Below are 23,426 nucleotides of genomic sequence, written 5' to 3' on the forward strand. Positions count from 1 at the left end.
AATACGACCCAACGGCGACAACACCCGCCCCGCCATCGCATAACCGAACGCGAACGCCACCACCGTCAAACCCAGCAACGCCAGCAACGAACGGTTGAGGAGGCTGTTGAGGGCCAGCGCACGCTGGTGCTGCAGGCACTGCTCGACGGCCTGCTGGAGCAGCTGCCCGGAGGTCTCGGTGGGCAGGTCGCAGATGTCGCTGGTCGACTGGAACTTCCCGCCGAGGATCTTCAGCGGCAGGGCGCTGCCGTCGTGCAGCGCGTCCGCGGCCAGCATGTAGATGATCGTCAGCAGCACGATCCCGGCCATCAGGAACATGCCGCCGTACAACAGCGTCAGCCGTATCCGGATCGTCGGCCGCAGCCATGGGAAGGGACGCACATCGACCGGCCTGGGGTCCCAGGTCGGCTTGGGCGGAATGGGCGGCGGCGGGGTCGCCGCCTTGGAGAACGAGGGCAGGGAGGGCATCGCCGTCAGATCCGGTATCCCGAGCCGGGGACGGTGACGATCACCGCGGGCTCGCCGAGCTTGCGGCGCAGCGTCATGACCGTGACCCGTACGACGTTGGTGAACGGATCGGTGTTCTCGTCCCAGGCCTTCTCCAGGAGCTGCTCCGCCGAGACGACCGTGCCCTCGCTGCGCATCAGGACCTCCAGCACCGCGAACTCCTTCGGGGCGAGCTGGACCTCCTTGCCGTCACGGAACACCTCGCGGCGGTTGGGGTCGAGCTTGATGCCGGCCCGCTCCAGGACGGGCGGCAGCGCGACGGTGGTACGACGCCCGAGGGCGCGCACCCGGGCGGTCAGCTCGGTGAAGGCGAAGGGCTTCGGAAGGTAGTCGTCCGCGCCGATCTCCAGGCCCTCGACGCGGTCGCTGACGTCGCCGGAGGCGGTGAGCATCAGGACGCGGGTGGGCATCCCCAGCTCGACGATCTTGCGGCAGACATCGTCGCCGTGGACGACCGGGAGGTCACGGTCCAGCACGACGACGTCGTAGTCGTTGACCGCGATCCGTTCCAGGGCGGCAGCGCCGTCGTAGACCACGTCGACCGCCATGGCCTCCCGGCGTAGTCCGGTGGCCACCGCATCGGCGAGCAGCTGCTCGTCCTCGACGACGAGAACACGCACGTCGCTAGTCCTTCCTCAGGGCCCTTTCGGGCAGCACAACAATGTCTTTCAGAGCTCTTCCATCCTGCCCCGAAGAGCCATAAACCGGCGGTAAGAGGGGTGCGGAGGGGTGGAGGGCCCCGATGCGGAGGGGTGGAGGGCCCCGGCCGCCGGTACCGGCGGACATGATTCCCGGACGGGTTGAGGTTTCCCTGAGGTGGGGGGTGGGGAGGACGACTGCACACCCGCGATCACGCCCTGTTTCTTCGGCTACGAGCCATGCACTGATCCATCGCAGGGACCACGCCGTGATCGACCCACCCGTCGGCACACCCCCGTGCCCACCGACCCACGACGAGGGGGCGCACATGGACGCGTTCACCGCAGGCATTTTGCAGCGCATACAGAACACCGAAGCGGATCGGGACCGGGCCCGCGCTGCGGGCGATGACTTCCTCGCCGAGGTCGAGCAGGCGGAACTCGAGGATCTGCAGCGACTGGCGACAGAGCACGGCGTCCGGTACGGAGCGGTCAGCAACGCCTGACCTCTCCCCGGCGCACAGCGACAGCGCCCCGGCATCCAGGGGATGGTGCCGGGGCGCTGTGGTGCCCGGACGCGGTCCGGTCAGTCGTGCCAGGCGCCGAGCTCGTCCAGGAGCGGCTGGAGCTGCCCGAACAGGGCCGGGGAGGCGGCGAGGGTCAGCTCCTGGGAGACCGCCTTCCCGGGGCGGCCGCCGGTGAGCGCGCCGGCCTCGCGGGCGATCAGGTCGCCGGCCGCCAGGTCCCAGGGGTTCAGGCCGCGCTCGTAGTAGGCGTCGAGCCGTCCACAGGCCACATCGCACAGGTCGATCGCGGCCGAGCCCCCGCGCCGGATGTCGCGGACCTGCGGCAGCAGCCGGCGCACCACCTCCGCCTGGCCGGCCCGGCGCTCGGCGAGGTAGCCGAAGCCGGTGCCGATCAGCGCCTGGGACAGCGGCGGCGCGGGCCGGTGACGGAGGCGCTCGCCGTTGTTGAACGCGCCACGGCCCACGACGGCCTGGCAGGTCTCACCGCGCATCGGGGCCGCCACCACTCCCACGACCACCTCGCCGTCCTTCTCCGCGGCGATGGACACCGACCAGGCGGGCAGGTCGTAGAGGTAGTTGACGGTGCCGTCGACGGGGTCGATGACCCAGCGGATGCCGCTGGTGCCGTCCGAGCTGGCGCCCTCCTCCCCCAGGAAGCCGTCGTCGGGGCGGTGCTCCCCGATGAAGCCGGTGATCAGCTTCTCGGAGGCGAGATCCATCTCGGTGACGACATCGATGGGGCTGGACTTGGTGGCGGCCACACCGAGATCGGCGGGCCGGCCGTCGCGCAGCAGGGTCCCCGCGCGGCGGGCGGCCTCCAGGGCCAGCTCGAGAAGTTCGTCGTACAGCGCGTCGCTCCGCGCCGGGTCGGTCTGCGGGGCGTCGGGGTGCAGCGGGTCGGGCACGATGCTCCTTGCTCGGACGAGCGGTGGTCGGGCGGGCGTACGGGCTTGTGCCCCGGATGCGGCAGTCGTCACCCGGGAGCGTGGGGCTACGCGGGGGCTTCGGCCGGGCCCCGCCAGTCGGCGCCGGCGGCGGCCGGGCGCGGGGCGCGCGCGGGGCAGCAGCCGACGGGGCACAGGTCGTGGCCGGGGCCGAGGGCGCCCAGGGCGCAGCGCTCCGGGGCGGCGCCCCGTTCGGCGGCCGCGCGCTCCAGGAGGAGGTCGCGGACGGCCGCCGCGAACCGGGGATCGGCTCCCACGGTCGCCGACCTGGCGACCGGAAGCCCCAGCTCCGCGGCCTTGGCGGTGGCTTCGGTGTCCAGGTCGTACTTGACCTCCATGTGGTCGGAGACGAACCCGATGGGCGCCATCACGACGGCCGGAACGCCCGCGGCCTGCTGCTCCTCCAGGTGGTCGCAGATGTCCGGCTCCAGCCAGGGGATGTGCGGGGCGCCGCTGCGGGACTGGTAGACGAGCCGCCACGGGTGGTCCACACCGGTCTCCGCACGGACCGCGTCCGCGATCATCCGCGCCACGTCCAGGTGCTGGGCGACATAGGCGCCGCCCGCGCCGTCCTGCGTGTGGTCGGCGGGCGTGCCGGAGGTGTCGGCCGCCGCGGTGGGGATGGAGTGCGTGGTGAAGGCGAGGTGGGCGCCGTCCCGCACCTCCTGGGGCAGCGCGGCGAGGGACGCCAGGACGCCGTCGACCATCGGGCGGACGAAGCCGGGGTGGTTGAAGTAGTGCCGCAGCTTGTCGACCTGCGGCACCGGCAGGCCCTCGGCCCGCAGGGCGGTGAGGGCGTCGGCGAGGTTCTCGCGGTACTGCCGGCAGCCCGAGTACGAGGCGTAGGCGCTGGTCGCCAGGACGGCGATACGGCGGTGACCGTCCTGGACCATGGTGCGCAGGGTGTCGGTCAGGTAGGGCGCCCAGTTGCGGTTGCCCCAGTGGACCGGCAGGTCCAGGCCGTGCTCGGCGAAGTCCTTGCGCAGGGCGTCCAGCAGTTCCCGGTTCTGGGCGTTGATGGGACTGACGCCGCCGAACAGGAAGTAGTGCTGCCCCACCTCCTTGAGGCGCTCACGGGGGATGCCGCGGCCGCGGGTGACGTTCTCCAGGAACGGGACGACGTCGTCGGGGCCTTCGGGACCGCCGAAGGACAACAGCAGCAGGGCGTCATAGGGGCGGGGGTCGCACTGTTCGGGCATGCCATCGATCCTGCCACCCTTCCCACGGGTGCGGCGGCCAGGTCCCGGCGCCGGGAGGGCCGTCCCGCGCCGCGGCCGGTACCGGAAATCCGGAGGCGTTCGGCGGCGCACCGCCCGTAAGCTGTATCGGCCCCTGTCATTCCTTACCGATCTTTCGGTCCTCACCGGCGGAGCACCCCCGTTGCCCAGTCCCTACCGCGCCCTCTTCGGCCGCCCCGGCACCAAGTCGTTCTCCGCCGCCGGGCTGCTGGGCCGGATGCCCCTGTCGATGCTGGGCATCGGGATCGTCACGATGGTCTCCCAGCTGACCGGCCGCTACGGCCTGGCCGGGGCGCTGTCGGCGACCCTCGCGCTGTCCGCCGCGGTCCTCGGCCCGCAGATATCCCGGCTGGTGGACCGGCACGGCCAGCGCCGGGTGCTGCGCCCGGCCACCCTGGTGTCGATCGCCGCGGTCGCCGGGCTGCTGCTGAGCGCGCAGCAACGCTGGGCGGACTGGCTGCTCTTCGTCTTCGCGGCCTGCGCGGGATGCGTGCCGAGTGTGGGCTCGATGATCCGGGCGCGCTGGGCGGAGATCCACCGCGGCTCCCCGCGGGATCTGCACACCGCGTACTCGTGGGAGTCGATCGTCGACGAGATGTGCTTCATCGTCGGGCCGATCCTGTCCATCGGCCTGTCCACCGCGTGGTTCCCGGAGGCCGGGCCGCTGCTGGCCGCCGGTTTCCTGGCCGCGGGTGTCTTCTGGCTGACGGCGCAGCGGGCGACGGAGCCGGTGCCGCATCCGCGCGAACAGCACACCAAGGGGTCCGCGCTGCGCTCACGGGGGCTGCAGGTGCTGGTGGTGACGTTCGTGGCCACCGGCGCGATCTTCGGGGCGGTCGACGTGGTGACCGTGGCGTTCGCCGAGGAGGTCGGGCACAAGGCGGCGGCCAGTCTGGTCCTCGCCGTCTACGCGCTCGGGTCGTGTGCGGCCGGCGCGGTCTTCGGCCTGCTCCACCTCAAGGGGCATCCGTCCCGCCGCTGGGTGGCGGGGGTGTGCGTGATGGCCGTGAGCATGGTGCCGCTGCAGCTGGTGGGCTCGCTGCCGCTGCTGGCCGTCGCGCTGTTCGTCGCCGGGCTGTCCGTCGCCCCGACGATGGTGACCACGATGGCGCTGGTCGAGGAGCATGTGCCGCGCTCGAAGCTGACCGAGGGCATGAGCTGGACCAGCACCGGCCTGGCGGTGGGCGTCGCCCTCGGCTCGTCGGCCGCCGGCTGGGTGGTGGACGCCGCCGGGGCCGCCCGGGGCTACCTGGTCCCGGGGGCGGCGGGCCTGCTCGCCGCCCTGGTGGCCTTCGCGGGCTACCGCAGGCTCCGCCCGCAGTCCGCGCCCGCGGTGGCGAGCCCGGCCGTGGCGGGCGGTCTGCCCGGCGCGACCGGTCCGGCCACGGAACGGCAGGGCGAGGAGAGCGTCGCCTAGAGGGCGCCGGCGGGGTCCGAACGGCTCCCGCCGTGCGCGGCGTCGATCGGCAGCACGACGGCCGCGCCCGCACGCATCGCGCACCGCCATTCCCTGCCCACGCATCCCCATCGCGCCCACCGCCGCGCCGGTCCGCGCGAACCCACCCCGCCCGTCGGCGAGTTACCCGCGGTACGACATGTCCGGGAGCCGGGCGGTTCCGGCCGGTTCCCTGCCGCTGTGATTCCCGTCACCCCACCCTGACGGGGCGTCGGCGACTGACATCATGCGCTCAACCACGGCGGCCGAACGCGGCCGGCCCGCGCGGAGGGAGGGGACGTCACCATGGCAGTCAGCAACGCCGTCGGCGGCTCGGGAGGGCGCGGCCCGACAACCGGGCCGTGGCGCAACTGGGCGGGCAATGTCACCGCCCGCCCCGCCCGGAGTGCGGCCCCGGCGAACACCGAGGAGCTGGCGGCAGCGGTCCGCGCCGCCGCGGCGGACGGACTGACGGTCAAGGCCGCCGGCACCGGCCACTCGTTCACCCCGGCCGCCGCCACCGACGGGCTGCTGATCCGCCCCGAGCGGCTGACCGGAGTCCGCGGGGTCGACCGCGCGGCCGGCACGGTGACGGTGGCGGCCGGTACACCGCTCAGGCTCCTCAACGAGACGCTGGCCGCGCACGGACTGTCGCTGGCCAACATGGGCGACATCATGGAGCAGACGGTCTCCGGGGCGACGTCCACCGGCACCCATGGCACCGGCCGCGACTCGGCATCGATCGCCGCCCAGACCACCGCCCTGGAACTGGTGACCGCCGACGGCTCGGTCCTGACCTGCTCCGCCGAGGAGAACCCGGAGGTCTTCGCCGCGGCCCGGCTGGGCCTGGGCGCGCTGGGCGTGATCAGCGAGCTGACCTTCGCCGTGGAACCGGAGTTCCTGCTGACCGCCCGCGAGGAACCGATGTCCTACGACGAGGTCACGGACCGGTTCGACGAGCTGGTCGCCGAGAACGAGCACTTCGAGTTCTACTGGTTCCCGCACACCGGCAGCTGCAACACCAAGCGCAACAACCGCAGCCAGGGTCCGGCGGCGCCCCCCGGGAAGATCAGCGGCTGGGTCGAGGACGAGCTGCTGTCCAACGGGGTCTTCCAACTCGCCTGCACCGTCGGGCGGGCCGTCCCGGCCGCCATACCGGGCATCGCCAAGATCTCCAGCCGCGCGCTGTCGGCCCGTACGTACACCGACATCCCGTACAAGGTGTTCACCTCGCCGCGGCGGGTGCGGTTCGTGGAGATGGAGTACGCACTGCCCCGCGCGGCCGCGGTGGCGGCGCTGGGTGAGCTCAAGTCCCTGGTGGAGCGCTCGGACTTCAAGGTCAGCTTCCCGGTGGAGGTGCGGACCGCGCCCGCCGACGACATCCCGCTCTCCACCGCTTCGGGGCGGGACACCGTGTACCTCGCTGTCCACATGTACCGCGGGACGCCGTACGAGGCGTACTTCGCGGCCGCCGAGCGGATCATGACGGCCCACGACGGGCGCCCGCACTGGGGCAAGCTGCACACCCGCGACGCCGCCTACCTAGCCGGCGTCTATCCGCGGTTCGGGGAGTTCACCGCGGTGCGCGACCGGCTGGACCCGGAACGCCGGTTCGCCAACGCCTATCTGCGGCGGGTCCTGGGGGACTGACCGACGACGGCCGCGGCCCGGCGCCCTGGGGTGGGCGCCGGGCCGCGGCCGTCGCGGGTCCGCCTCGTCCGGACGGCCCTCGGGTCAGGAGGAGGCGCCGGACTCGGGGACCTCCGGTGCGGACTGCTGTCCGTTGGAGTGGCCCCCCTGCTCCTCCGAGCCGCTCGGGTTGTCACCGGAGCCGGTACCGCCGTCACCGGCGGAGCCGCTCGGGGACGGGTCCGGCGAGGAGGACGTGCCGGGGTCCGGCGAGGTCCTGCCCCCGTCGGACGGGTCCGGGTCCGGCGACGGGGTGCCGCCGTGCTCGTCCTTGCCGGTACCGGTGTCCGCCGAGTTGCCCGGGTCCGGACTCCTCCGGTCGCCGCCGCCGCTCCGGTCACCGGCGTCCGGGGAGTGGCCGGAGCCGGGCCGCTGCGGGGTGCGGTGCTGCTGCCGGCCCCCTCCCCCCGTGTGGGTGAGGTTGCTCAGCGTGGTGCCCTGCGCCCCGCTCGGCGTCTGCCCGGTGATCAGCTCGGTGCCGGTGACCACGCCCATGGCGAGCGCGAAGACCGCGAGCGCACCGAGCGCCGGCCGCTTCCAGCCGCGCAGCCGGGTGCCGTACGTCGCGGTGCTGAGCTCCTCGGGCGGGCCGGCCGGATGCCGCGGGGCCGGGACGCCGGCCGGACGGCCGCCCGCCTGACCCAGCGCCATGGTCCGCTGGTCGAGCCGCGGCACCTGCTGCGTCCGGTCGGCGGGCCGCCCCGGGCCGCTCCCGTCGACCGCGCGCAGGGCGCGGGTGGCCTCGGGGTCGGCGGGGCGCAGCATCCGCGTCGGGTCATCGGCCGGGGCGGGGTGGGCGCCTGCCGGGTCGCGCCGCCGGGCCTGCTCGACCCGCGGGATCACCTGCGTACGGGCCGCGCCGGGCCCGCTCGTTCTGGCGGCGACGGAGGTGACCTTGTCCTCCGCGCCCTCCTTGTCGAAGGTCGGCAGCACCATCGTGGGTCCGGCCTGCCGGGCGTCGGGTGTGCTGGATCGAGTGCGGGCGGAGGAAAAGCGGCGCGGCTTCGGCCGGGTGGTGACCGACGCTTCCTTGAGCTGTTCGCCGGTGCGCCGGAACAGGTGCTGGAATATCGAGCCGCCGGTGGTGGCCACGACACTGACCACGCCTGCGCCGATGATGGTTCCGTAGACGCCGAGCCGGCCCGCGAGGTACGCCGCGACCGCCGCGGCGAGCGCGCTGCCGGCCACCTGAGCAAGGCTCAGGTCAATCCGCTTCTCCTTCTTCTTCGTGTCGCTTTCGGTTTCTTCGTCCATCTCCAACCTTTGCTAGCCCCTTCGATCCATCTTGCATGGAGAAGTGACCATTCGGCGGAGCCAAAAGTTCCGATTTTGGGGAATCTGTGAAACTTGCCACCTGCGTGCCAGGTAGAGAGATCGACAAGGCGACCCAACTCCGTTGCCCGCCCAGAAGTTCGGCGGCGCGGCGGTCCACCTCAGTGGTCCGAATGGAGTACTGTGGCGAGCCCTGGCCCCGGTTCCCGTCCGGCTGCCCGGAACCCATGGGAGGGGGCCATGAAGGCGGCACTCACCCCGGGGCGCCGCCGCTCGGTACGGGTGAACGGCGACAGGGCAAGAGGCATGGTCACTGAGCGTGGCGAACAGGTAACCGTGTCATAACGGCGTTTCAGGGCCAAGCCCCGACACGCCGGGCAACTCGGCAATGTTGTGGCAGGCTGCACCCGGGCAGGCCACACTCGACTAGCGGAAGCAGCGACGCGAGTGACGTCGGCAGGCACCACCCGGGAGGTCCCCATGCCCGAACTGCGTGTCGTGGCCGTCTCCAACGACGGCACACGGCTGGTGCTCAAAGCTGCGGACAGCACCGAGTACACGCTTCCGATCGACGAACGGCTGCGCGCCGCCGTCCGCAACGACCGTGCACGCCTCGGCCAGATCGAGATCGAGGTCGAGAGCCACCTGCGCCCGCGGGACATCCAGGCCCGTATAAGAGCCGGTGCCTCCGCCGAGGAGGTCGCCCAGCTCGCCGGCATCCCCGTCGACCGGGTGCGCCGCTTCGAGGGCCCGGTGCTCGCCGAGCGCGCCTTCATGGCCGAGCGGGCCCGCAAGACCCCGGTACGGCGGCCCGGCGAGAACACCGGTCCGCAGCTCGGCGAAGCGGTGGCGGAGCGCCTGCTGCTGCGCGGCGCCGACAAGGACAGCGTCCAGTGGGACTCCTGGCGCCGCGACGACGGCACCTGGGAAGTGCTGCTGGTCTACCGCGTCGCGACCGAACCGCACTCGGCGAGCTGGACGTACGACCCGCCGCGGCGGCTCGTCCAGGCCGTGGACGACGAGGCCCGGGCGCTGATCGGCGAGAGCGACGACACGCCCGAGCCGAGCTTCCCGTTCGTGCCGCGGATCGCGCGGCTGCCGCGCGACCGGCCGCTGGACCGCGCGCTGGACCGGCAGTCGTCCGAGCGCGGCGAGCGCGCGGCGCAGTCCGGTGACGACGACGGCGAGCCGCAGGTCGCGGAGGAGGCCGTCGGTGAGCGGGATTCGCTGACCAGCCTGCTGGAGGCGGTGCCGAGCTTCCGCGGCGACATGGTCGTACCGGAGAGCGTGAAGTCGGCGCAGAGCGACGAGGAGTCCGAGGCCGAGGTCGAGGAGCCGCCCGCCCCGGCGGCCAGTGCGGGCGCGGGTTCCGCGTACGCCGATGTGCTGATGCCGCGTGCGGTGGCCGGCCACCGCGACCGGCTGACCGGGACGACGGACCGGCAGGCCGAGGCGGACGGCGTACGGCCCGGCCGCCGCGCCGCGGTGCCCAGCTGGGACGAGATCGTCTTCGGCACCCGGCGCAAGAAGCCGGAGTAGCAGCGGGACACCCCAGGGACCTTCCCGCCCGGTAGCCCCTGTTCGCCCGCCCCTGGACAAGGGGGCGGGCGAACGGCGTTGTGCGACGCCCCGTCAGAGGCCGGGGCGGGGGCTCAGCCGGGCTGCGGGCCGGTGGCGACGGGGCGGGCCGGGTCGGCCGACCATTCGCTCCAGGAGCCGACGTACAGGGCGGCGGGGACGCCCGCGATCGCGAGGGCCAGTACCTGGTGGGCGGCGGAGACCCCGGAGCCGCAGTACACGCCGACCTCGGCGTTCGCCGTGGCGCCCAGCGACGCGAAGCGCTCGGCCAGTTCCGACGCGTCGCGGAAGACGGTGCCGCCCTCGACGACGTTCTCGGTCGTGGGGGCGGACACGGCGCCCGGGATGTGACCGGCGACCTTGTCGATGGGCTCGACCTCGCCGCGGTAGCGCTCGGCGGCCCGCGCGTCCAGCAGGACTCCGCGGCGGGCCACTGCGGCCGCGTCGTCCGCCCGCAGCAGCGCCAGGCCACCGGGCACCGGGGTGAAGTCACCTTCCTGCGGAGTCGATTGATCGACACTCAGGGTTCCACCGGCCGCCTCCCAGGCGGCGAGGCCGCCGTCCAGGACACGTACGTCGGGGTGGCCGGTCCAGCGGAGCAGCCACCAGGCGCGGGCGGCCGCCCAGCCCTGGCCGCCGTCGTAGACGACCACGGGGCGGTCGGCCCGGACGCCGGCGGCCCTCATGGCATCGGCGAAGACATCGAGGTCGGGAAGTGGGTGGCGGCCACCCGGGCCGGGCGGCGAGGCCAGCTCGCTGTCGAGGTCGACGTAAACCGCGCCGGGCACATGGCCGGCCTCGTACAGGGGACGGCCGGGCGGACCGCCGAGCTGGTAGCGGACGTCCAGGACCACCGGAGCGGTGGGCTGCGCCAGCTCGCTCGCGAGTTCGGTAGCGGTGATGATGACATTCATGGGACTCATCCTTGCGTAGCGACGGCTACGTACAGAAGGTAGGTGCCCACCCTCCGTATGACGCAGTTACGTCCTGCGGTAACGCCTCTGGGGCGGATGGGAAACGTCAAAAAGGGCATTCTCCCCCGCGAACCTGCCATGGACGGCGCGGCCGGGGCGCACACCAGGTCACCTGGTGCGAGCATCTGCACGGGACCCGCGCCCGTGGCGCACAGGGTCAGCCCCCGACGCCTCCGAGGAGAGTGACCATGACGACCGAGGCAGCGACCCGGCGGATGCCCGGCGCGCCCTGCTGGGTGAGCCTCCTGGCCCACAGCCTGTCCGCGACGCAGGAGTTCTACGGCGCGCTGTTCGGCTGGGAGTTCCGCCCGGGACCGCAGCATTTCGGTCCGTACGCCCGGGCCTTCCTCGACGGCCGGGAAGTCGCCGGGGTCGGCGAACTGGCGCCCGACCGTCATCTCCCGGTCGCCTGGACCACCTATCTGGCGTGCGACGACGCGGACGCGACGGCCGAGCAGATCCGTTCCTGCGGCGGCACGGTGGGCGTCGGGCCGCTGGACGCGGACGACGACGCGGGGCGAATGGCGATCGTCTCCGACCCGCAGGGCGCCATCTTCGGCATCTGGCAGGGCAGATCGATGACCGGTACCGCGATCACCGGCGAGCGGGGCACTCCGGCCTGGAACGAGCTGGTCACCCGGGACACCAGCTCCGTCCTGACGTTCTACGAGCATGTCTTCGGCTACGAGGCGGAGCCGGTGGTCGCGGCCGGCTTCGACTACCTGACGCTGCATCTGAAGGACCACCCGGTGGCCGGTATCCACGGAGTGGGCAACGCCCTGCCGCGCGACCGGGGCTCCCATTGGATGACGTACTTCGCCGTCTCCGACACGGACGCCTCGGCCCGTCGGGTCACCGAGCTGGGCGGCCAGGTACTGCAGCCCGCCCGGGACTCGGCGCACGGCCGGCTGGCGACGGTCTCCGACAGCGAGGGCGCCGTCTTCACGATCATCCAGCGGGACTGAGGAACGGTCACACACACGGCCGCGCCCGGCCTCCTCCGGCGCTGCCCGCCGTCCGTAGTGGGCGGGTTCTGCCAAGTGAGGCGTGCGGCCTACTTCGCGCTGTCGACCGGCAGCACGTCCGGGGAGAGCGCGGCGGCGCGGGCGGTCGCCGACGTCTGGCGGCGGCGGTGGTGCCGGCGGCACAGCACCTCGTAGCCGACCACGGCCTGCGGGCTGTCCACATCGCCGACGACGTCGCCGACCACCACCTGGGCGCCCTCGACGACCATCCGTCCGTCGACCGTACGGGCGTTGTGCGTGGCGCGGGCCCCGCACCAGCACAGCGCCTCGACCTGCAGCACCTCTATGCGGTCGGCCAGTTCGACCAGGCGCTGGGAGCCGGGGAAGAGCTTGCTGCGGAAGTCGGTGGTGATGCCGAAGGCGAAGACGTCCAGTTCGAGGTCGTCGACGACGCGGGCGAGCTGGTCGACCTGCTCGGGGGCGAGGAACTGGGCCTCGTCGGCGATGACGTAGTCGACCCGGCCGCCGGAGGAGAGGTGGCCGACGACATGGGTGTAGAAGTCCATGTCGTGCGCGGCCTCGACGGCCTCGGTGACCAGGCCGAGGCGGGAGGAGAGCTTGCCACGGCCGGCCCGGTCGTTGCGGCTGTAGATCATGCCCTGCAGGCCGCGCGAGGAGCGGTTGTGCTCGATCTGCAGAGCAAGTGTCGACTTTCCGCAGTCCATCGTTCCGGAGAAGAACACCAGCTCGGGCATGGGGAGTTGCGGGCCTTTCGGGCTCGTGAGGGAGGGGACGGCGGGCGCGGCCGCGGGGGTCAGGTGCGGACTTCCAGGAGTGGCACCAGCTGCTCCACCGGGGTCATCGAGCCGTGCATGCCCACCATCTCCGATTCGCGGGGCTCTCGTTCGGTCGCGATGATCACCATGTCGGCGTGCGCGGCCGCGACGACGTCACCGATCCGGGCACGCACCCGGTCGTCGACCTGCGGCCCGAACCATCCCGCGGCGATGGCCTCTTCACGGCTCGCCACCCACATCTGCTCACCGACCACCTCGCGCCACACGGCGAGGACATCGGCGGCCGCGCCCGGGTGGGCGTACACATGGCGCGCGCGCCCCTCGCCGCCCAACAGGCGTACGCCGGCGCGCAGTTCCCAGTCCTCGTCGAAGTCGATCCGGGACTCGGGGTCGAAAGGAATGTCGATCATGCCGTGGTCGGCGGTGACGTAGAGAGCGCTGCGCGGCGGCAGTTGTTCGGCCAGCCGCTGGGCGAGCCGGTCGACGTACATCAACTGGCCGCGCCAGGCGTCGGAGTCGACGCCGTAGCGGTGGCCCTTGCCGTCCACCTCGGAGTAGTACGTGTAGACGAGCGAACGGTCACCGGCGGCGAGCTGCTCGGCCGCGAGGTCCATCCGCTCCTCGCCGGAGAGGCGGCCGTGGAACGTGCCGCCGCTCAGCGCGACCTGGGTGAGCGGGGTGTGCTGGAAGCCCGGCGCGGAGACCTGGCAGGTGTGGATTCCGGCGGCGTCCGCGCGCTGGAAGACCGTCGGATACGGCTGCCAGGCATGCGGTTCGGTCCACGGGTACCAGCGCAGCTGGTTCATCAGGGCGCCGGTGGCCGGGTTCTCGCAGGTGTAGCCGGGCAGACCGTGGGCGCCCGGGGGCAGGCCGGTGCCGACCGAGGCGAGCGAGGTGGCGGTGGTGGACGGGAAGCCCGCGGTGAGCGGGCGGCCGCTGCCGTTGAAGGAGGTGTCCAGGAGGGAGGTGAGGAACGGCGCCTCCTCCGGGTGGGCCCGCAGCAGCTCCCAGCCGAGGCCGTCGATCAGGAAGACGCAGGCCCGGTCGGCGGGCGCCAGCTCCATGGAGGTGGCGAGGCCGGTCATGCCGAGCCCGGTGGCGATGGTGGGCAGCAGATCGGCGAGCGAGCCGGTGCCGTACTGCGGTACCGGGGCGCCGAGCGGGTCGAGCGGTTCGGGTTCCGGCCAGGCGGGGGCTGCGTGGACCATCAGCGGGCGGTGGGGGTGGCCGCGGTGGCCTCGGAGAGCGCCTGGGCGAAGGTGAGCGTCTCGCGCACCGAGTCCGGTCCGTCGCCGGCCTCGCTGACCCGCAGCGAGAGGTCGTCGGCGGTGGAGGAGCCGGTGTAGCCGTGGTCCGCCTCGCAGTTGGGGTCGCCGCAGGCGGCGGGCTCCAGGTCAAGGCGGGCGACCGCGCCCCAGCCGATGGTGAGCACGACCTCGCGGGGCAGCTGGCCCGGGGTGTACGACTCGGGGTTGGCGACCACCCGGCTGAGGACCACGGAGGAGATCCGGCTCAGCTTGACGGATTCGGTGGAGGTGGTGGCGTACGGCGACGGGGAGGTGGCGTCGGCGGCCTGCTCGTCGGTGTGGCTGACGATGAAGCGGGTGCCGGTCAGGACCAGGACCGTGACATGGCGGCGGACCTCGTTGGCATCGAAGGTCGTCTCCTGGTGGACGAGGTACGACACCACGGGCTCGCCGCCGACCGCGGCCTGCACCGCCTCGGCCACGAGCGTCGGGTAATAGCCGCTGCGCTCGATCGCCGCGCGCAGCCCCTGGGTCGTCGTACCGGTCTTAGCCATGGGGTCCATCTTACGGGGCGTACCGGGCCGCGAGAGCCTCAGTAGACGGGCAGCCGGCGGGGGCCGAGGTCAGTGGTGGCGGGGGCACGGGCCAGGCGCACGGTCGCTCCCAGGACGGACAGGCCGTGGGCTGCGACGACCACCGGTTCGAGGTCGACCCCGACGACCTCGGGGTGGTCGTCGACGAGCCGGGAGACGCGCAGCAGCACGTCGGCCAGCGCCGCGGTGTCCACGGGCTGGGAGCCGCGCCAGCCGAACAGCAGCGGGGCGGAGCGGATCGAGCGGATCTGCTCGGCGACGTCGCGGTCGGTGGCGGGGATGAGGCGGTGGGCGACATCGCCGAGCAGTTGGGAGGGCGCCCCGGCCAGGCCGAAGGAGAGCACGGCGCCGGCGGCCGGGTCGATGGCGGCACGGATGACCGTGTCGACGCCGCGCGGCACCATCGACTGGACGACCGGACGCAGCACTTCCGGGGAGCCGAGGAAATCGGTCAATTCGGTATAGGTGCGGCGGAGTTCCGCCTCGCCGGCGATATCGAGCCGTACCCCGCCGAGGTCGGCGCGGTGGCGCAGGTGGGGCGCGGTGGTCTTGAGGGCCACCGGATAGCCGAGGCGGGCGGCGGCGCGGACGGCGGTGTCCGGATCGGGGGCCGGGAGGACCGGCCGGGTGTGGATGCCGTAACGGGCGAGCAGGGCCTCGGCGTCCTGGGACGGCACCGGGACCGAGCGGCCCGTGGGGGCGTCGGGGGTGAGGCGGTCCAGGAGGCGGTCGATGTCGGCACCGGCCGCGGCCTCCTGGATGTCGTCGAACTCGGGCACCCGGCCCGGCTCGGCGGCCTCCCGGCGCCATGCGGCATAACGGACGGCCTCGGCGAGGGAGCGCACGGCGCGCTCGGCGGCGGGATAGGCGGGGATGCGGAGGGGGTCGGGGCGGTGCCGGGGCACGGTCGCGGCGTCGGCGTCGCGGGACGGGGCCGGCTGATGTGCCGCGAGGGTGGGCGGCGGCCCCGGGGGGAGCAGGGGGCGGGCGCGGTTCGACGGGGCAGGTGGGGGTGAGGGTGTCGGCGGGGAGTGTGTGGAGTGGGTGGGTGCCGGAGCCCGGTTCGCGGGGCGGGCGTGCGCGGGGGCCGGGCCGGCGGGCGCAGAGTCCGGGGCGGCCTTGTCCGGGGCGGGGGCTGCGGCTGCGGCTGCGGACTCGGACGACTGGGCCGGTGCCGGTGCCGGTGCCGGTGCCGGTGCCGCGAGGGTCTCGGCCAGGTCGTCCATGGCGAGGTGGACGACCGTCACCGGCTTCTCCGGATGTGCCTCGGCCGCGGTGCGCAGGGCGGCGGCGAGTGCGGCGCCCTCGCTGTCGGCCGGGGAGACGGCGGACCCCTCCCCCACCCAGGGGATGGCCGTGACGATCACGGCATCGCAGCCGTCGCCGGACAGCGCCTCGGCCAGGGCGGCCGCGAAGTCGTCCGGCGTTGCCGCGGAGGGCAGCACCCGGGGGCTCTGCGGGCGCAGCTGTTCGGTCAGGCAGGCGTCGTAGGCGAGCAGCGCCAGCGACTCGGAGTTGCCGAGGATGGCGATGCGCGGGCCGGCCGGGAGCGGCTGGGAGGCCAGCAGCAGACCGGCGTCGATCAGCTCCGTGACCGTGTCGACGCGGATCACGCCGGCCTGGCGCATCAGGGCCGCGACGGTGCTGTCGGGGACACGGACCGTGGGCACGGCGTGGCCGGGAGGCGCGGTGCCGTTGTGCCGCGCCCCCTTGGCGACGACGACCGGCTTGACGGCTGCGGTGCGACGGGCGAGCCGGGCGAATTTGCGCGGGTTGCCGATGGACTCCAGATAGAGGATCACCACGTCGGTGTCCGGGTCGTCGTACCAGTACTGGAGCAGGTCGTTGCCGGAGACGTCGGCGCGGTTGCCGGCCGAGACGAAGGCGGAGATACCGGCGATCCCGCCGTCACCGGGGCCGCGCGCGTGCAGTCCGCTGAGCAGGGCGATGCCGATGGCACCGGACTGGGTGAACAGGCCGATACGCCCGGCGCCGGGCATCCGGGGGGCGAGGGAGGCGTTCAGCCGGACGTCGGCGGCGGTGTTGATCAGGCCGAAGGCGTTGGGTCCGATGAGCCGCATGCCGTAGGAGCGGGCCTGGCGGAGCAGGGCGCGCTGCCGCTCCCGGCCGTCCGGGCCCGACTCGGCGTAACCGGAGGACAGGATCAGCACGCCCTGGACGCCGTGCTCGCCGCAGTCGCGGACCACGTCGGGGACGCTGTCCGCGGGGACGGCGATGACGGCGAGGTCGACCGGGTCGGAGATCTCCCGCAAGGAGCGGACGGCCGGTACGTCTTCGGGCTGCAGGTGCTGCATGTCTTCGGGGAAGGCATGGTTGACGGCGTGCACCCGGCCCGTGAAGCCGGATTCCAGGAGGCTGCGCAGCGCGGTGCGGCCGACGCCGCCGGGGGTGCGGCCGGCCCCGATGACGGCGACCGATCCCGGGGCGAGCAGCCGCTGCACGGACCGGGCCTCGGCGCGCTGCTCGCGGCCGCGCATCACGGCCATGGACTGCTCGGTCGGCTCCAGGTCGAACTCCAGGCGCACCACACCGTCTTCGAAGGTGCGCTTGTGGGTGTAGCCCGCGTCCGTGAAGACCTTGATCATCTTGGAGTTCGCGGGCAGCACCTCGGCGGCGAACCGGCGGATGCCGCGCTCGCGGGCGACGGCCGCGATGTGCTCCAGGAGGGCGGAGGCCACACCGCGGCCCTGGTGGGCGTCCTGGACGAGGAAGGCGACCTCGGCCTGGTCGTCCTCGGGGCTCTTGGCGGGCAGACCCTGGTCGTTGATCCGGTCGTAGCGGACGGTGGCGATGAACTCGCCGCCGACGGTGGCCGCGAGCCCGACCCGGTCGACGTAGTCGTGGTGGGTGAAACGGTGCACATCACGGTCGGACAGCCGCGGATACGGCGCGAAGAAGCGGTAGTACTTCGACTCGTCCGAGACCTGCTCGTAGAAGGAGACCAGCCGCTCGGCGTCGTCGGGGGTGATGGGGCGGATCCGCGCCGTACCGCCGTCGCGCAGCACCACGTCGGCTTCCCAGTGGGTCGGGTATGCGTGGTCCGGCGGCTTCTGCATGCGGACAGCGTACGACCGGCCACCGACAACCGGCTCGGCGCGCGTACGCTCGGGGTGCGGGGCAGGCCGGGCATGCCGTCCGGCCGGCCTGCCGAGCCTCCCTTGGGGAGACCAACGACCACAAAAGGCCAGGACAAAGGGCTGCCCAGCACTCCCGGCAGCGTGAGAGACTGGTCTAGACAACAGTCACGACTTTGAAGGGCAACACCATGGCAGAGCGCCGCGTCAATGTCGGTTGGGCCGAGGGCCTGCACGCCCGCCCCGCGTCGATCTTCGTCCGTGCGGCCACCGCCTCCGGCGTCCCGATGACGATCGCCAAGGCTGATGGCAACCCCGTCAACGCGGCCTCCATGCTCGCGGTCCTGGGCCTGGGCGCCCAGGGCGGCGAGGAGATCGTGCTGGCCTCCGACGCCGAGGGCGCCGAGGCGGCGCTCGACCGTCTGGCCAAGCTCGTCGCCGAGGGCCTCGAGGAGCTCCCCGAGACCGTCTGAGTCCGCCAGGACTTCTGCTCCGCGCGGCGGCCCCGCCGTGCCAACCGGTGACCGGTTTGCACGGCGGGGCCGTTTCGCTGTGCCGGAATCCACTTCCCGGACGGGCCGCAATCGGGAAACCGGAAATGGCGTGCGTCATTTCGCGCGCTCCCCGTCTCGCCCCTTCCGCGCAATTGGGCAGCACAAATAAAACCTGAAGACGGACAGCCGGAATAGGAACGCCGAATCGCGCTCTCCTTGAGGCATTCTGCACTTCTTTGTATACGGGACTCTTGTTAAGAGCGGGCGCGCGCCGTGTTGACGGGCGGTTTCGGATCCCTCACCCGGGGCGGCTTCGGCTCCCCCGCCTCCGTCTTGGCGGGGCGCCGCAGCCGGTACACCGGGAGCGAGCGCTCGACGTGAGCCGCCATCAGGGCGCGAGCCCGATCCGCATCCCCCCGGGCCACCGCGTCCAGCACCGCGCCGTGTTCGTCCCACGACTCCCCCGTACGGGCGGGCAGTTCCACGGCGTACATCCACTCGATCTTGCGCCGCAGCTGGGTCAGCAACGCCGTCAGACTGGGGCTGCCGGCCGCCTGGGCCAGCGTCTCGTGGAACCAGCCGTCCAGTTGGCGCAGATCGGCGGGATTGCCGTGCCGGGCCCGCTCGCGGCCGAGCCGTACCAGGCCGCGGAGCACCTTGAGGTGGGCGGGGCTGCGGCGGGCGGCCGCGCGCGCCGCACCCAGTGGCTCCAGCAGGGCCCGGACGTCGAGGAGGTCGGCGGCCTCCTGCTCGGTGGGCTCGGCGACACAGGCGCCCGCGTGGTGGCGGGTGGTGACGAACCCTTCGGACTGCAGGGTCCGCAGTGCTTCACGGACCGGCACCCGGGAGACGCCGTACCGGGCCGCCAGGATCTCTTCGATCAGCCGGCTCCCCGGCGCCAGCGCACCGGAGACAATGTCGTCGCGAATCGCCGTGCACACCGCATGCGCGGAAATATGGCCTCGCATCTTCCGTGCCTCCGCCGTAATCCCCTCGAAACGCCGCCGGTCGGCGACTTTTCCGTGACTCTATTCGACCGGAACGGCTTTTCCGACGGACTCCGATTATTCATGGATATTTTTTGGCCAGAAGCCGCGGCCCGCGCGGCCTGTCGGGATCGCACCCGCCGCGTACCGGACGCGCCGAAGCCCCGGCCGGGGAGCCGGGGCTTCGCGCGGACGCTCGTGCGGCTCGGGCCCTGAGGGGCGCGGCCGGACGGAGCGGGGAGGTCAGACGTTGACGCCGTGCGAGCGCAGGTACGCGACCGGGTCGATGTCCGAGCCGTAGTCGGCGCCGGTACGGGCCTCGAAGTGCAGGTGGGGGCCGGTGGCGTTGCCCGTGGCGCCGGAGAGGCCGATCTGCTGGCCCGGGGTCACGTGCTGGCCGACGGAGACGCCGAGCGACGACAGGTGACCGTACTGGGTGTACGTACCGTCGTTCATCTTGATCACGATGTTGTTGCCGTAGGAGCCGCCCCAGCCGGCCTCGACGACGGTGCCCGTGCCGACGGCGTGGACGGAGGTGCCGGAGGCGGCGTGGAAGTCGATGCCGGTGTGACTGCCCGAGGACCACAGGCCGCTGGAGGCCTTGTACGAGGTGGACACGTAGGAGTCGGCCACGGGGGCGACGAAGGTGTTGAGGCGCTTGCGCTCCGCCTCCCGGGCAGCGCGTTCCTTGGCCTTGCGGGCGGCCTCGACACGCCGCTTGGCCTCCGCGGCCTGCTTCTTGGCGACGGCCTCGGCCTTCGCCTTCGCCGCCGCGGCCTCCGCCTCGGCCTGCTGCGCGTCGGCCTGGGCCGCGACGTGGTTGGCGAGCTCGTCACCGAGCACGACGGCCTGCTGCAGACCGGTGTCGTGGGTGCGGGCCTCGTCCGTGGCCGCCAGCGCCGGCGAGGCCACGGAGGCGACGACGCCACCGGCCGCGAGGGTGGCTATGCCGGCGATGTTGCGGGTCGATCGAGCGGGGCGGCTCGCACGACGGTGCTTCCCGGTGGCACGGATGAACGCCATGTACGGGCTTGTCCTTTCCCTCCTTCTCGCCTACCGGGTTAGCTGACGGGTTCGGAGCAGGAAGGTCTCCTACGGGCTCCTCCGGAGGGGAGTCCGATTCACCCCAAGGGACTCTGGGTCCCCGGCTCCCCTGGCTCGCACCGTACGGGGACTCGGCGATGACTGTCCGGTGCCACGGTTGTGGCGGACTTGTGACGAACAGCCGGACCGACGCTAAACGGGGCAACTTTCAATCGGCAAACAGATCCGCTTTTTTGTGCGGGATGCCACAAGAACCGAGGTGTCGGCCGCGATAAACCGGACATACGGCAACTCCCGCGACGGACCACCGTCGCGGGAGTTGCTTTGTCGATATGTGACCTGCCGTCACATGACGGACTAGCCGCCGACGACCGTCACCTCACCGATGCCCAGTGCCTTGATGGGCTCGGCGATCTGCGCCGCATCGCCCACCAGGACCGTCACCAGCCGGTCCACGGGGAAGGCGTTGACCGCCGCCGCGGTCGCCTCGACCGTGCCGGTCTCCGCGAGCCGCACGTACAACTGCGCCTGGAAGTCGTCCGGCAGGTGCTGCTCCACCTGGTCGGCGAGCGTGCCCGCGACGGCCGCCGCGGTCTCGTACTTCAGCGGCGCGACCCCGACGAGGTTCTGCACGGCGACATCCCGCTCCTCGTCCGTCAGCCCCTCTGCCGCAAGGGTGCGCAGCACGTTCCACAGGTCCTCGAGCGCCGGGACGGTGGAGGCGGTGTCCACCGAGCCGCTGATGGCGAGCAGCGAAGCGCCCGTGGCCCCCTCGGGGGACGTGGGGGCGGTGGAGCGCAGCACCTGGCCGAAGGCGCGCACCCCGTAGGTGTAGCCCTTCTCCTCCCGCAGCACGCGGTCCAGGCGGGAGGTGAGGGTGCCGCCCAGGCAGTAGGTGCCGAGGACCTGTGCGGGCCACACCCGGTCGTGCCGGTCGGCACCGATACGGCCGATGAGCAGCTGCGTCTGCACGGCGCCGGGGCGGTCCACGATCACCACGCGGCCGGTGTCGTCGGCGACGATCGGCGAGGCCTTCAGCGGCTCGGCCGTCGAGCCGCTCCACGCACCGAGCGTCTCGGCGAGGGCGGCCTCCAGGTCGACGCCGGTGAAGTCACCGACGATGACGGCGGTGGCCGTCGCGGGCCGTACATGGGCGTCGTAGAAGGCGCGGACGGCCGCGGCATCGACGCGTCCGACGGTCTCCTCGGTGCCCTGGCGCGGCCGCGACATGCGGGACGTGGCCGGGAACAGCTCCTTGGACAGCGCCATCGCCGCACGCCGGGCCGGGTTGGCGAGCTCGTGCGGGATCTCGTCGAGGCGGTTGCGCACCAGCCGCTCGACCTCGCTCTCCGGGAAGGCGGGGGCACGCAGCGCGTCGGCGAGCAGGCCGAGCGCGCGCGGCAGCCGGGACGCCGGCACCTCCAGGGAGACCCGTACGCCGGGGTGGTCGGCGTGCGCGTCCAGGGTGGCGCCGCAGCGCTCCAGCTCGGCGGCGAACTCCTCGGCGTCGTGCTTGTCGGTGCCCTCGGACAGGGCCCGCGCCATGATCGTCGCGACGCCGTCCAGGCCCTCGGGTTCGGCGTCCAGCGGCGCGACGAGGTTGATCTCGACGGCGACGACCTGCTGCCCGGGGCGGTGGCTGGTCAGGAGGGTCAGCCCGTTGGGCAGGTGGCTGCGGTCGGGGGCCGGGAAGGCCCACGGCCTGGGCGCGCCGCCACGGGGCTGCGGGTGAAAGTCCATGCTGCTCACGGGGGAATCGGCGTGGGTGGTGGCGTCGCTCACTGGTCCGCCTCCCCTTCCTCGGTGTCGGCGGCGTCGGTCGGCTCGGTGGGCTCGTAGACCAGCACCGCGCGGTTGTCGGGGCGCAGCCGGGCCTTGGCGACCGCCTGCACCTCCTCGGGGGTGATGTCCAGAACACGCTGCACGGCGGACAGCGCCAGCTGCGGATCGCCGAACAGGACGGCGAAGCGGCACAGTTCGTCGGCGCGACCGCTGACCGTGGCCAGCCGGTCCAGCCATTCGCGCTCCAGCTGGGCCTGCGCCCGCTCCATCTCCTCCGGGGTCGGGCCCTCGGCGGCGAAGCGGGCCAGCTCCTCGTCGACCGCGCGCTCGATGCCGGGGACCTCCACCCCGCCGGACGTCTTCACGTCCAGCCAGCCCAGCGAGGGCGCACCGGCCAGCCGCAGCAGGCCGAAGCCGGCCGCGACGGCGCTGCGGTCGCGGCGCACCAGCCGGTTGTACAGGCGGGAGGACTCACCGCCGCCCAGAACGGTCAGCGCGAGGTCGGCGGCGTCCGCCTCACGGGTGCCGTCGTGCGGCAGGCGGTAGGCCGCCATCAGGGCACGTGCGGGCACGTCCTCCTCGACGACCTCCCGCAGCTCGCCGCCGATGACGTCGGGCAGCGTGCCGTCCCGCGGGGGCTGCTTGCCGTCGTGCCCGGGGATCGAGCCGAAGTACTTCTCCACCCAGGCCAGCGTCTGCTCGGGGTCGATGTCGCCGACGATCGACAGGACGGCGTTGTTGGGCGCGTAGTACGTCCGGAAGAACGCCCGTGCGTCCTCCAGGGAGGCCGCGTCCAGGTCGGCCATCGACCCGATGGGCGTGTGGTGGTACGGGTGGCCCTCGGGGTACGCCATGGCCGTCAGCTTCTCGAAGGCCGTGCCGTAGGGGACGTTGTCGTAGCGCTGGCGGCGCTCGTTCTTGACGACGTCGCGCTGGTTCTCCATGGACTCGTCGTCGAGCGCGGTCAGCAGCGAGCCCATCCGGTCCGCCTCCAGCCAGAGCGCGAGCTCCAGCTCATGGGCGGGCATGGTCTCGAAGTAGTTGGTGCGCTCGAAGCTCGTGGTGCCGTTGAGCGAACCGCCGGCGCCCTGCACCAGCTCGAAGTGGCCGTTGCCCTTCACCTGCGCGGAACCCTGGAACATCAGGTGCTCGAAGAGGTGAGCCAGGCCCGTACGGCCCTTGACCTCGTGGCGGGAGCCGACGTCGTACCACAGGCAGACCGCTGCAACCGGGGTCAGGTGGTCTTCGGAGAGCACCACGCGCAGGCCGTTGGCCAGCCGGTGCTCGGTCGCTGTCAGGCCGCCGGAGCCGGCTTGTTCTGTGGCCGTGTGACCCATGGGCATGTAGTCCCTTCGATCCGCTTGTGAGGAAGTTCTGTCACTGTATGCAAGCGCGTCGGCATCTGGCGAAGTTCCCGTGCGACCGGTGCCGGGCGTGCGCCGCGCCGGGCCCCCGCGGGAGCAGAAGGGGGAGTCGCGGTCGGCGTTGTCAGTGGGGCGGTCCACAATGGTCCGCGTCAGACTCAGACATACTCGCGGGTCGATCCCTCAGCTGGTTGACCCGACTGGTTGACCGTTGTTCCGATGCCGTCTCCCCGGCATCGGCAGTAGACGCAGCTAAA

The 23,426-nt window shown here is 72.6% G+C and carries 19 protein-coding genes, 1 pseudogene and 1 riboswitch; of the genes and pseudogenes, 6 read left to right on the top strand and 14 right to left on the bottom strand.

Features of this window, described 5'->3' with window-relative positions; all coding sequences use genetic code 11:
* Together AB0411_RS25720 and AB0411_RS25725 are read right to left on the bottom strand one after the other, a co-directional pair.
* Positions 1–468: pseudogene (locus tag AB0411_RS25720) on the bottom strand (two-component sensor histidine kinase); the annotation flags it as partial.
* Between the two features lie 5 nt (positions 469–473).
* On the bottom strand, positions 474–1,127 hold the full coding sequence (locus AB0411_RS25725) for a response regulator transcription factor (protein WP_006602630.1): 654 nt from the start codon (positions 1,125–1,127) through the stop codon (positions 474–476).
* 347 nt (positions 1,128–1,474) lie between these two features.
* Here AB0411_RS25725 and AB0411_RS25730 point away from each other — a divergent pair, with 347 nt between their 5' ends.
* Entirely contained in the window at positions 1,475–1,651 is a 177-nt protein-coding gene (locus AB0411_RS25730; RefSeq protein ID WP_366419643.1) for a hypothetical protein, read from the top strand.
* 80 nt (positions 1,652–1,731) lie between these two features.
* Here the strand turns inward: AB0411_RS25730 and AB0411_RS25735 are convergent, their stop codons facing one another.
* Positions 1,732–2,577 carry an inositol monophosphatase family protein gene (locus AB0411_RS25735; protein ID WP_366419644.1) on the bottom strand — a complete coding sequence of 282 codons (846 nt, stop codon included), beginning with the start codon at positions 2,575–2,577 and terminating at the stop codon, positions 1,732–1,734.
* An 86-nt stretch (positions 2,578–2,663) separates the two neighbouring features.
* Positions 2,664–3,815 (bottom strand): ferrochelatase, encoded by a 1,152-nt coding sequence (locus tag AB0411_RS25740; protein ID WP_366419645.1) that lies wholly within the window; start codon positions 3,813–3,815, stop codon positions 2,664–2,666.
* 181 nt (positions 3,816–3,996) lie between these two features.
* Here AB0411_RS25740 and AB0411_RS25745 point away from each other — a divergent pair, with 181 nt between their 5' ends.
* Entirely contained in the window at positions 3,997–5,271 is a 1,275-nt protein-coding gene (locus tag AB0411_RS25745; RefSeq protein WP_366419646.1) for an MFS transporter, read from the top strand.
* Positions 5,272–5,595: 324 nt separating this feature from the next.
* On the top strand, positions 5,596–6,939 hold the full coding sequence (locus AB0411_RS25750) for a D-arabinono-1,4-lactone oxidase (RefSeq protein WP_366419647.1): 1,344 nt from the start codon (positions 5,596–5,598) through the stop codon (positions 6,937–6,939).
* A gap of 84 nt (positions 6,940–7,023) precedes the next feature.
* On the opposite strand, the gene AB0411_RS25755 is transcribed toward AB0411_RS25750, so the two are convergent.
* Entirely contained in the window at positions 7,024–8,232 is a 1,209-nt protein-coding gene (locus tag AB0411_RS25755) for a hypothetical protein (RefSeq protein WP_366419648.1), read from the bottom strand.
* A gap of 498 nt (positions 8,233–8,730) precedes the next feature.
* Between AB0411_RS25755 and sepH the strand changes: the two genes are divergently transcribed.
* Positions 8,731–9,789 (top strand): septation protein SepH, encoded by a 1,059-nt coding sequence (sepH, locus tag AB0411_RS25760; protein WP_366419649.1) that lies wholly within the window; start codon positions 8,731–8,733, stop codon positions 9,787–9,789.
* Positions 9,790–9,902: 113 nt separating this feature from the next.
* Here sepH and AB0411_RS25765 read toward each other — a convergent pair whose 3' ends face one another.
* Positions 9,903–10,742: a sulfurtransferase gene (locus tag AB0411_RS25765; RefSeq protein ID WP_366419650.1), complete on the bottom strand. Its 840-nt coding sequence runs from the start codon at positions 10,740–10,742 to the stop codon at positions 9,903–9,905.
* Positions 10,743–10,990: 248 nt separating this feature from the next.
* Here AB0411_RS25765 and AB0411_RS25770 point away from each other — a divergent pair, with 248 nt between their 5' ends.
* Complete coding sequence (locus AB0411_RS25770) at positions 10,991–11,767, top strand: VOC family protein (RefSeq protein WP_366419651.1); 777 nt, start codon at positions 10,991–10,993, stop codon at positions 11,765–11,767.
* Positions 11,768–11,856: 89 nt separating this feature from the next.
* Here the strand turns inward: AB0411_RS25770 and AB0411_RS25775 are convergent, their stop codons facing one another.
* The 4 genes from AB0411_RS25775 to AB0411_RS25790 are packed head-to-tail and all read right to left on the bottom strand — an operon-like array spanning position 11,857 to position 17,481.
* Positions 11,857–12,522 (bottom strand): thymidine kinase, encoded by a 666-nt coding sequence (locus tag AB0411_RS25775; protein WP_366419652.1) that lies wholly within the window; start codon positions 12,520–12,522, stop codon positions 11,857–11,859.
* A 59-nt stretch (positions 12,523–12,581) separates the two neighbouring features.
* On the bottom strand, positions 12,582–13,772 hold the full coding sequence (locus AB0411_RS25780; RefSeq protein WP_366419653.1) for an alkaline phosphatase family protein: 1,191 nt from the start codon (positions 13,770–13,772) through the stop codon (positions 12,582–12,584).
* Positions 13,772–14,365 (bottom strand): DUF5998 family protein, encoded by a 594-nt coding sequence (locus tag AB0411_RS25785; protein ID WP_366419654.1) that lies wholly within the window; start codon positions 14,363–14,365, stop codon positions 13,772–13,774. Before AB0411_RS25785 ends, AB0411_RS25780 begins: the two co-directional genes overlap by 1 nt.
* A 38-nt stretch (positions 14,366–14,403) precedes the next feature.
* Positions 14,404–17,481, bottom strand: coding sequence for a bifunctional acetate--CoA ligase family protein/GNAT family N-acetyltransferase (locus tag AB0411_RS25790; protein ID WP_366419655.1), 3,078 nt, complete (start codon positions 17,479–17,481; stop codon positions 14,404–14,406).
* A 209-nt stretch (positions 17,482–17,690) separates the two neighbouring features.
* Between AB0411_RS25790 and AB0411_RS25795 the strand changes: the two genes are divergently transcribed.
* The gene (locus AB0411_RS25795) at positions 17,691–17,972 is read left to right on the top strand and encodes an HPr family phosphocarrier protein (RefSeq protein WP_026170334.1); all 282 of its coding nucleotides are present in this window, start codon (positions 17,691–17,693) and stop codon (positions 17,970–17,972) included.
* Positions 17,973–18,247: 275 nt separating this feature from the next.
* Here the strand turns inward: AB0411_RS25795 and AB0411_RS25800 are convergent, their stop codons facing one another.
* From AB0411_RS25800 to AB0411_RS25815, 4 genes are all read right to left on the bottom strand, one after another.
* Positions 18,248–18,961 (bottom strand): GntR family transcriptional regulator, encoded by a 714-nt coding sequence (locus AB0411_RS25800; RefSeq protein WP_366419656.1) that lies wholly within the window; start codon positions 18,959–18,961, stop codon positions 18,248–18,250.
* Positions 18,962–19,222: 261 nt separating this feature from the next.
* Positions 19,223–20,002, bottom strand: coding sequence for a M23 family metallopeptidase (locus AB0411_RS25805; RefSeq protein WP_366419657.1), 780 nt, complete (start codon positions 20,000–20,002; stop codon positions 19,223–19,225).
* A 12-nt stretch (positions 20,003–20,014) separates the two neighbouring features.
* Positions 20,015–20,170, bottom strand: a riboswitch (cyclic di-AMP (ydaO/yuaA leader).
* A 210-nt stretch (positions 20,171–20,380) separates the two neighbouring features.
* A complete protein-coding gene (locus AB0411_RS25810; protein ID WP_366419745.1) occupies positions 20,381–21,763 on the bottom strand; it encodes a M16 family metallopeptidase in 1,383 nt (460 codons plus the stop codon).
* Between the two features lie 38 nt (positions 21,764–21,801).
* A complete protein-coding gene (locus tag AB0411_RS25815; RefSeq protein ID WP_366419658.1) occupies positions 21,802–23,142 on the bottom strand; it encodes a M16 family metallopeptidase in 1,341 nt (446 codons plus the stop codon).
* Positions 23,143–23,426: the final 284 nt, after the last annotated feature.

Origin of the sequence: Streptomyces angustmyceticus, from assembly GCF_040701845.1 — a bacterium.
In the GTDB taxonomy this organism is placed as follows: domain Bacteria; phylum Actinomycetota; class Actinomycetes; order Streptomycetales; family Streptomycetaceae; genus Streptomyces; species Streptomyces angustmyceticus_A.

Coding starts and splice junctions, on each gene's coding strand:
- AB0411_RS25730 (WP_366419643.1), top strand. CDS start 1,475: ATGGACGCGTTCACCGCAGGCATTTTGCAGCGCATACAGAACACCGAA.
- AB0411_RS25740 (WP_366419645.1), bottom strand. CDS start 3,815: ATGCCCGAACAGTGCGACCCCCGCCCCTATGACGCCCTGCTGCTGTTG.
- AB0411_RS25750 (WP_366419647.1), top strand. CDS start 5,596: ATGGCAGTCAGCAACGCCGTCGGCGGCTCGGGAGGGCGCGGCCCGACA.
- AB0411_RS25755 (WP_366419648.1), bottom strand. CDS start 8,232: ATGGACGAAGAAACCGAAAGCGACACGAAGAAGAAGGAGAAGCGGATT.
- sepH (WP_366419649.1), top strand. CDS start 8,731: ATGCCCGAACTGCGTGTCGTGGCCGTCTCCAACGACGGCACACGGCTG.
- AB0411_RS25765 (WP_366419650.1), bottom strand. CDS start 10,742: ATGAATGTCATCATCACCGCTACCGAACTCGCGAGCGAGCTGGCGCAG.
- AB0411_RS25770 (WP_366419651.1), top strand. CDS start 10,991: ATGACGACCGAGGCAGCGACCCGGCGGATGCCCGGCGCGCCCTGCTGG.
- AB0411_RS25775 (WP_366419652.1), bottom strand. CDS start 12,522: ATGCCCGAGCTGGTGTTCTTCTCCGGAACGATGGACTGCGGAAAGTCG.
- AB0411_RS25780 (WP_366419653.1), bottom strand. CDS start 13,772: ATGGTCCACGCAGCCCCCGCCTGGCCGGAACCCGAACCGCTCGACCCG.
- AB0411_RS25785 (WP_366419654.1), bottom strand. CDS start 14,365: ATGGCTAAGACCGGTACGACGACCCAGGGGCTGCGCGCGGCGATCGAG.
- AB0411_RS25790 (WP_366419655.1), bottom strand. CDS start 17,481: ATGCAGAAGCCGCCGGACCACGCATACCCGACCCACTGGGAAGCCGAC.
- AB0411_RS25795 (WP_026170334.1), top strand. CDS start 17,691: ATGGCAGAGCGCCGCGTCAATGTCGGTTGGGCCGAGGGCCTGCACGCC.
- AB0411_RS25800 (WP_366419656.1), bottom strand. CDS start 18,961: ATGCGAGGCCATATTTCCGCGCATGCGGTGTGCACGGCGATTCGCGAC.
- AB0411_RS25805 (WP_366419657.1), bottom strand. CDS start 20,002: ATGGCGTTCATCCGTGCCACCGGGAAGCACCGTCGTGCGAGCCGCCCC.
- AB0411_RS25810 (WP_366419745.1), bottom strand. CDS start 21,763: ATGGACTTTCACCCGCAGCCCCGTGGCGGCGCGCCCAGGCCGTGGGCC.
- AB0411_RS25815 (WP_366419658.1), bottom strand. CDS start 23,142: ATGGGTCACACGGCCACAGAACAAGCCGGCTCCGGCGGCCTGACAGCG.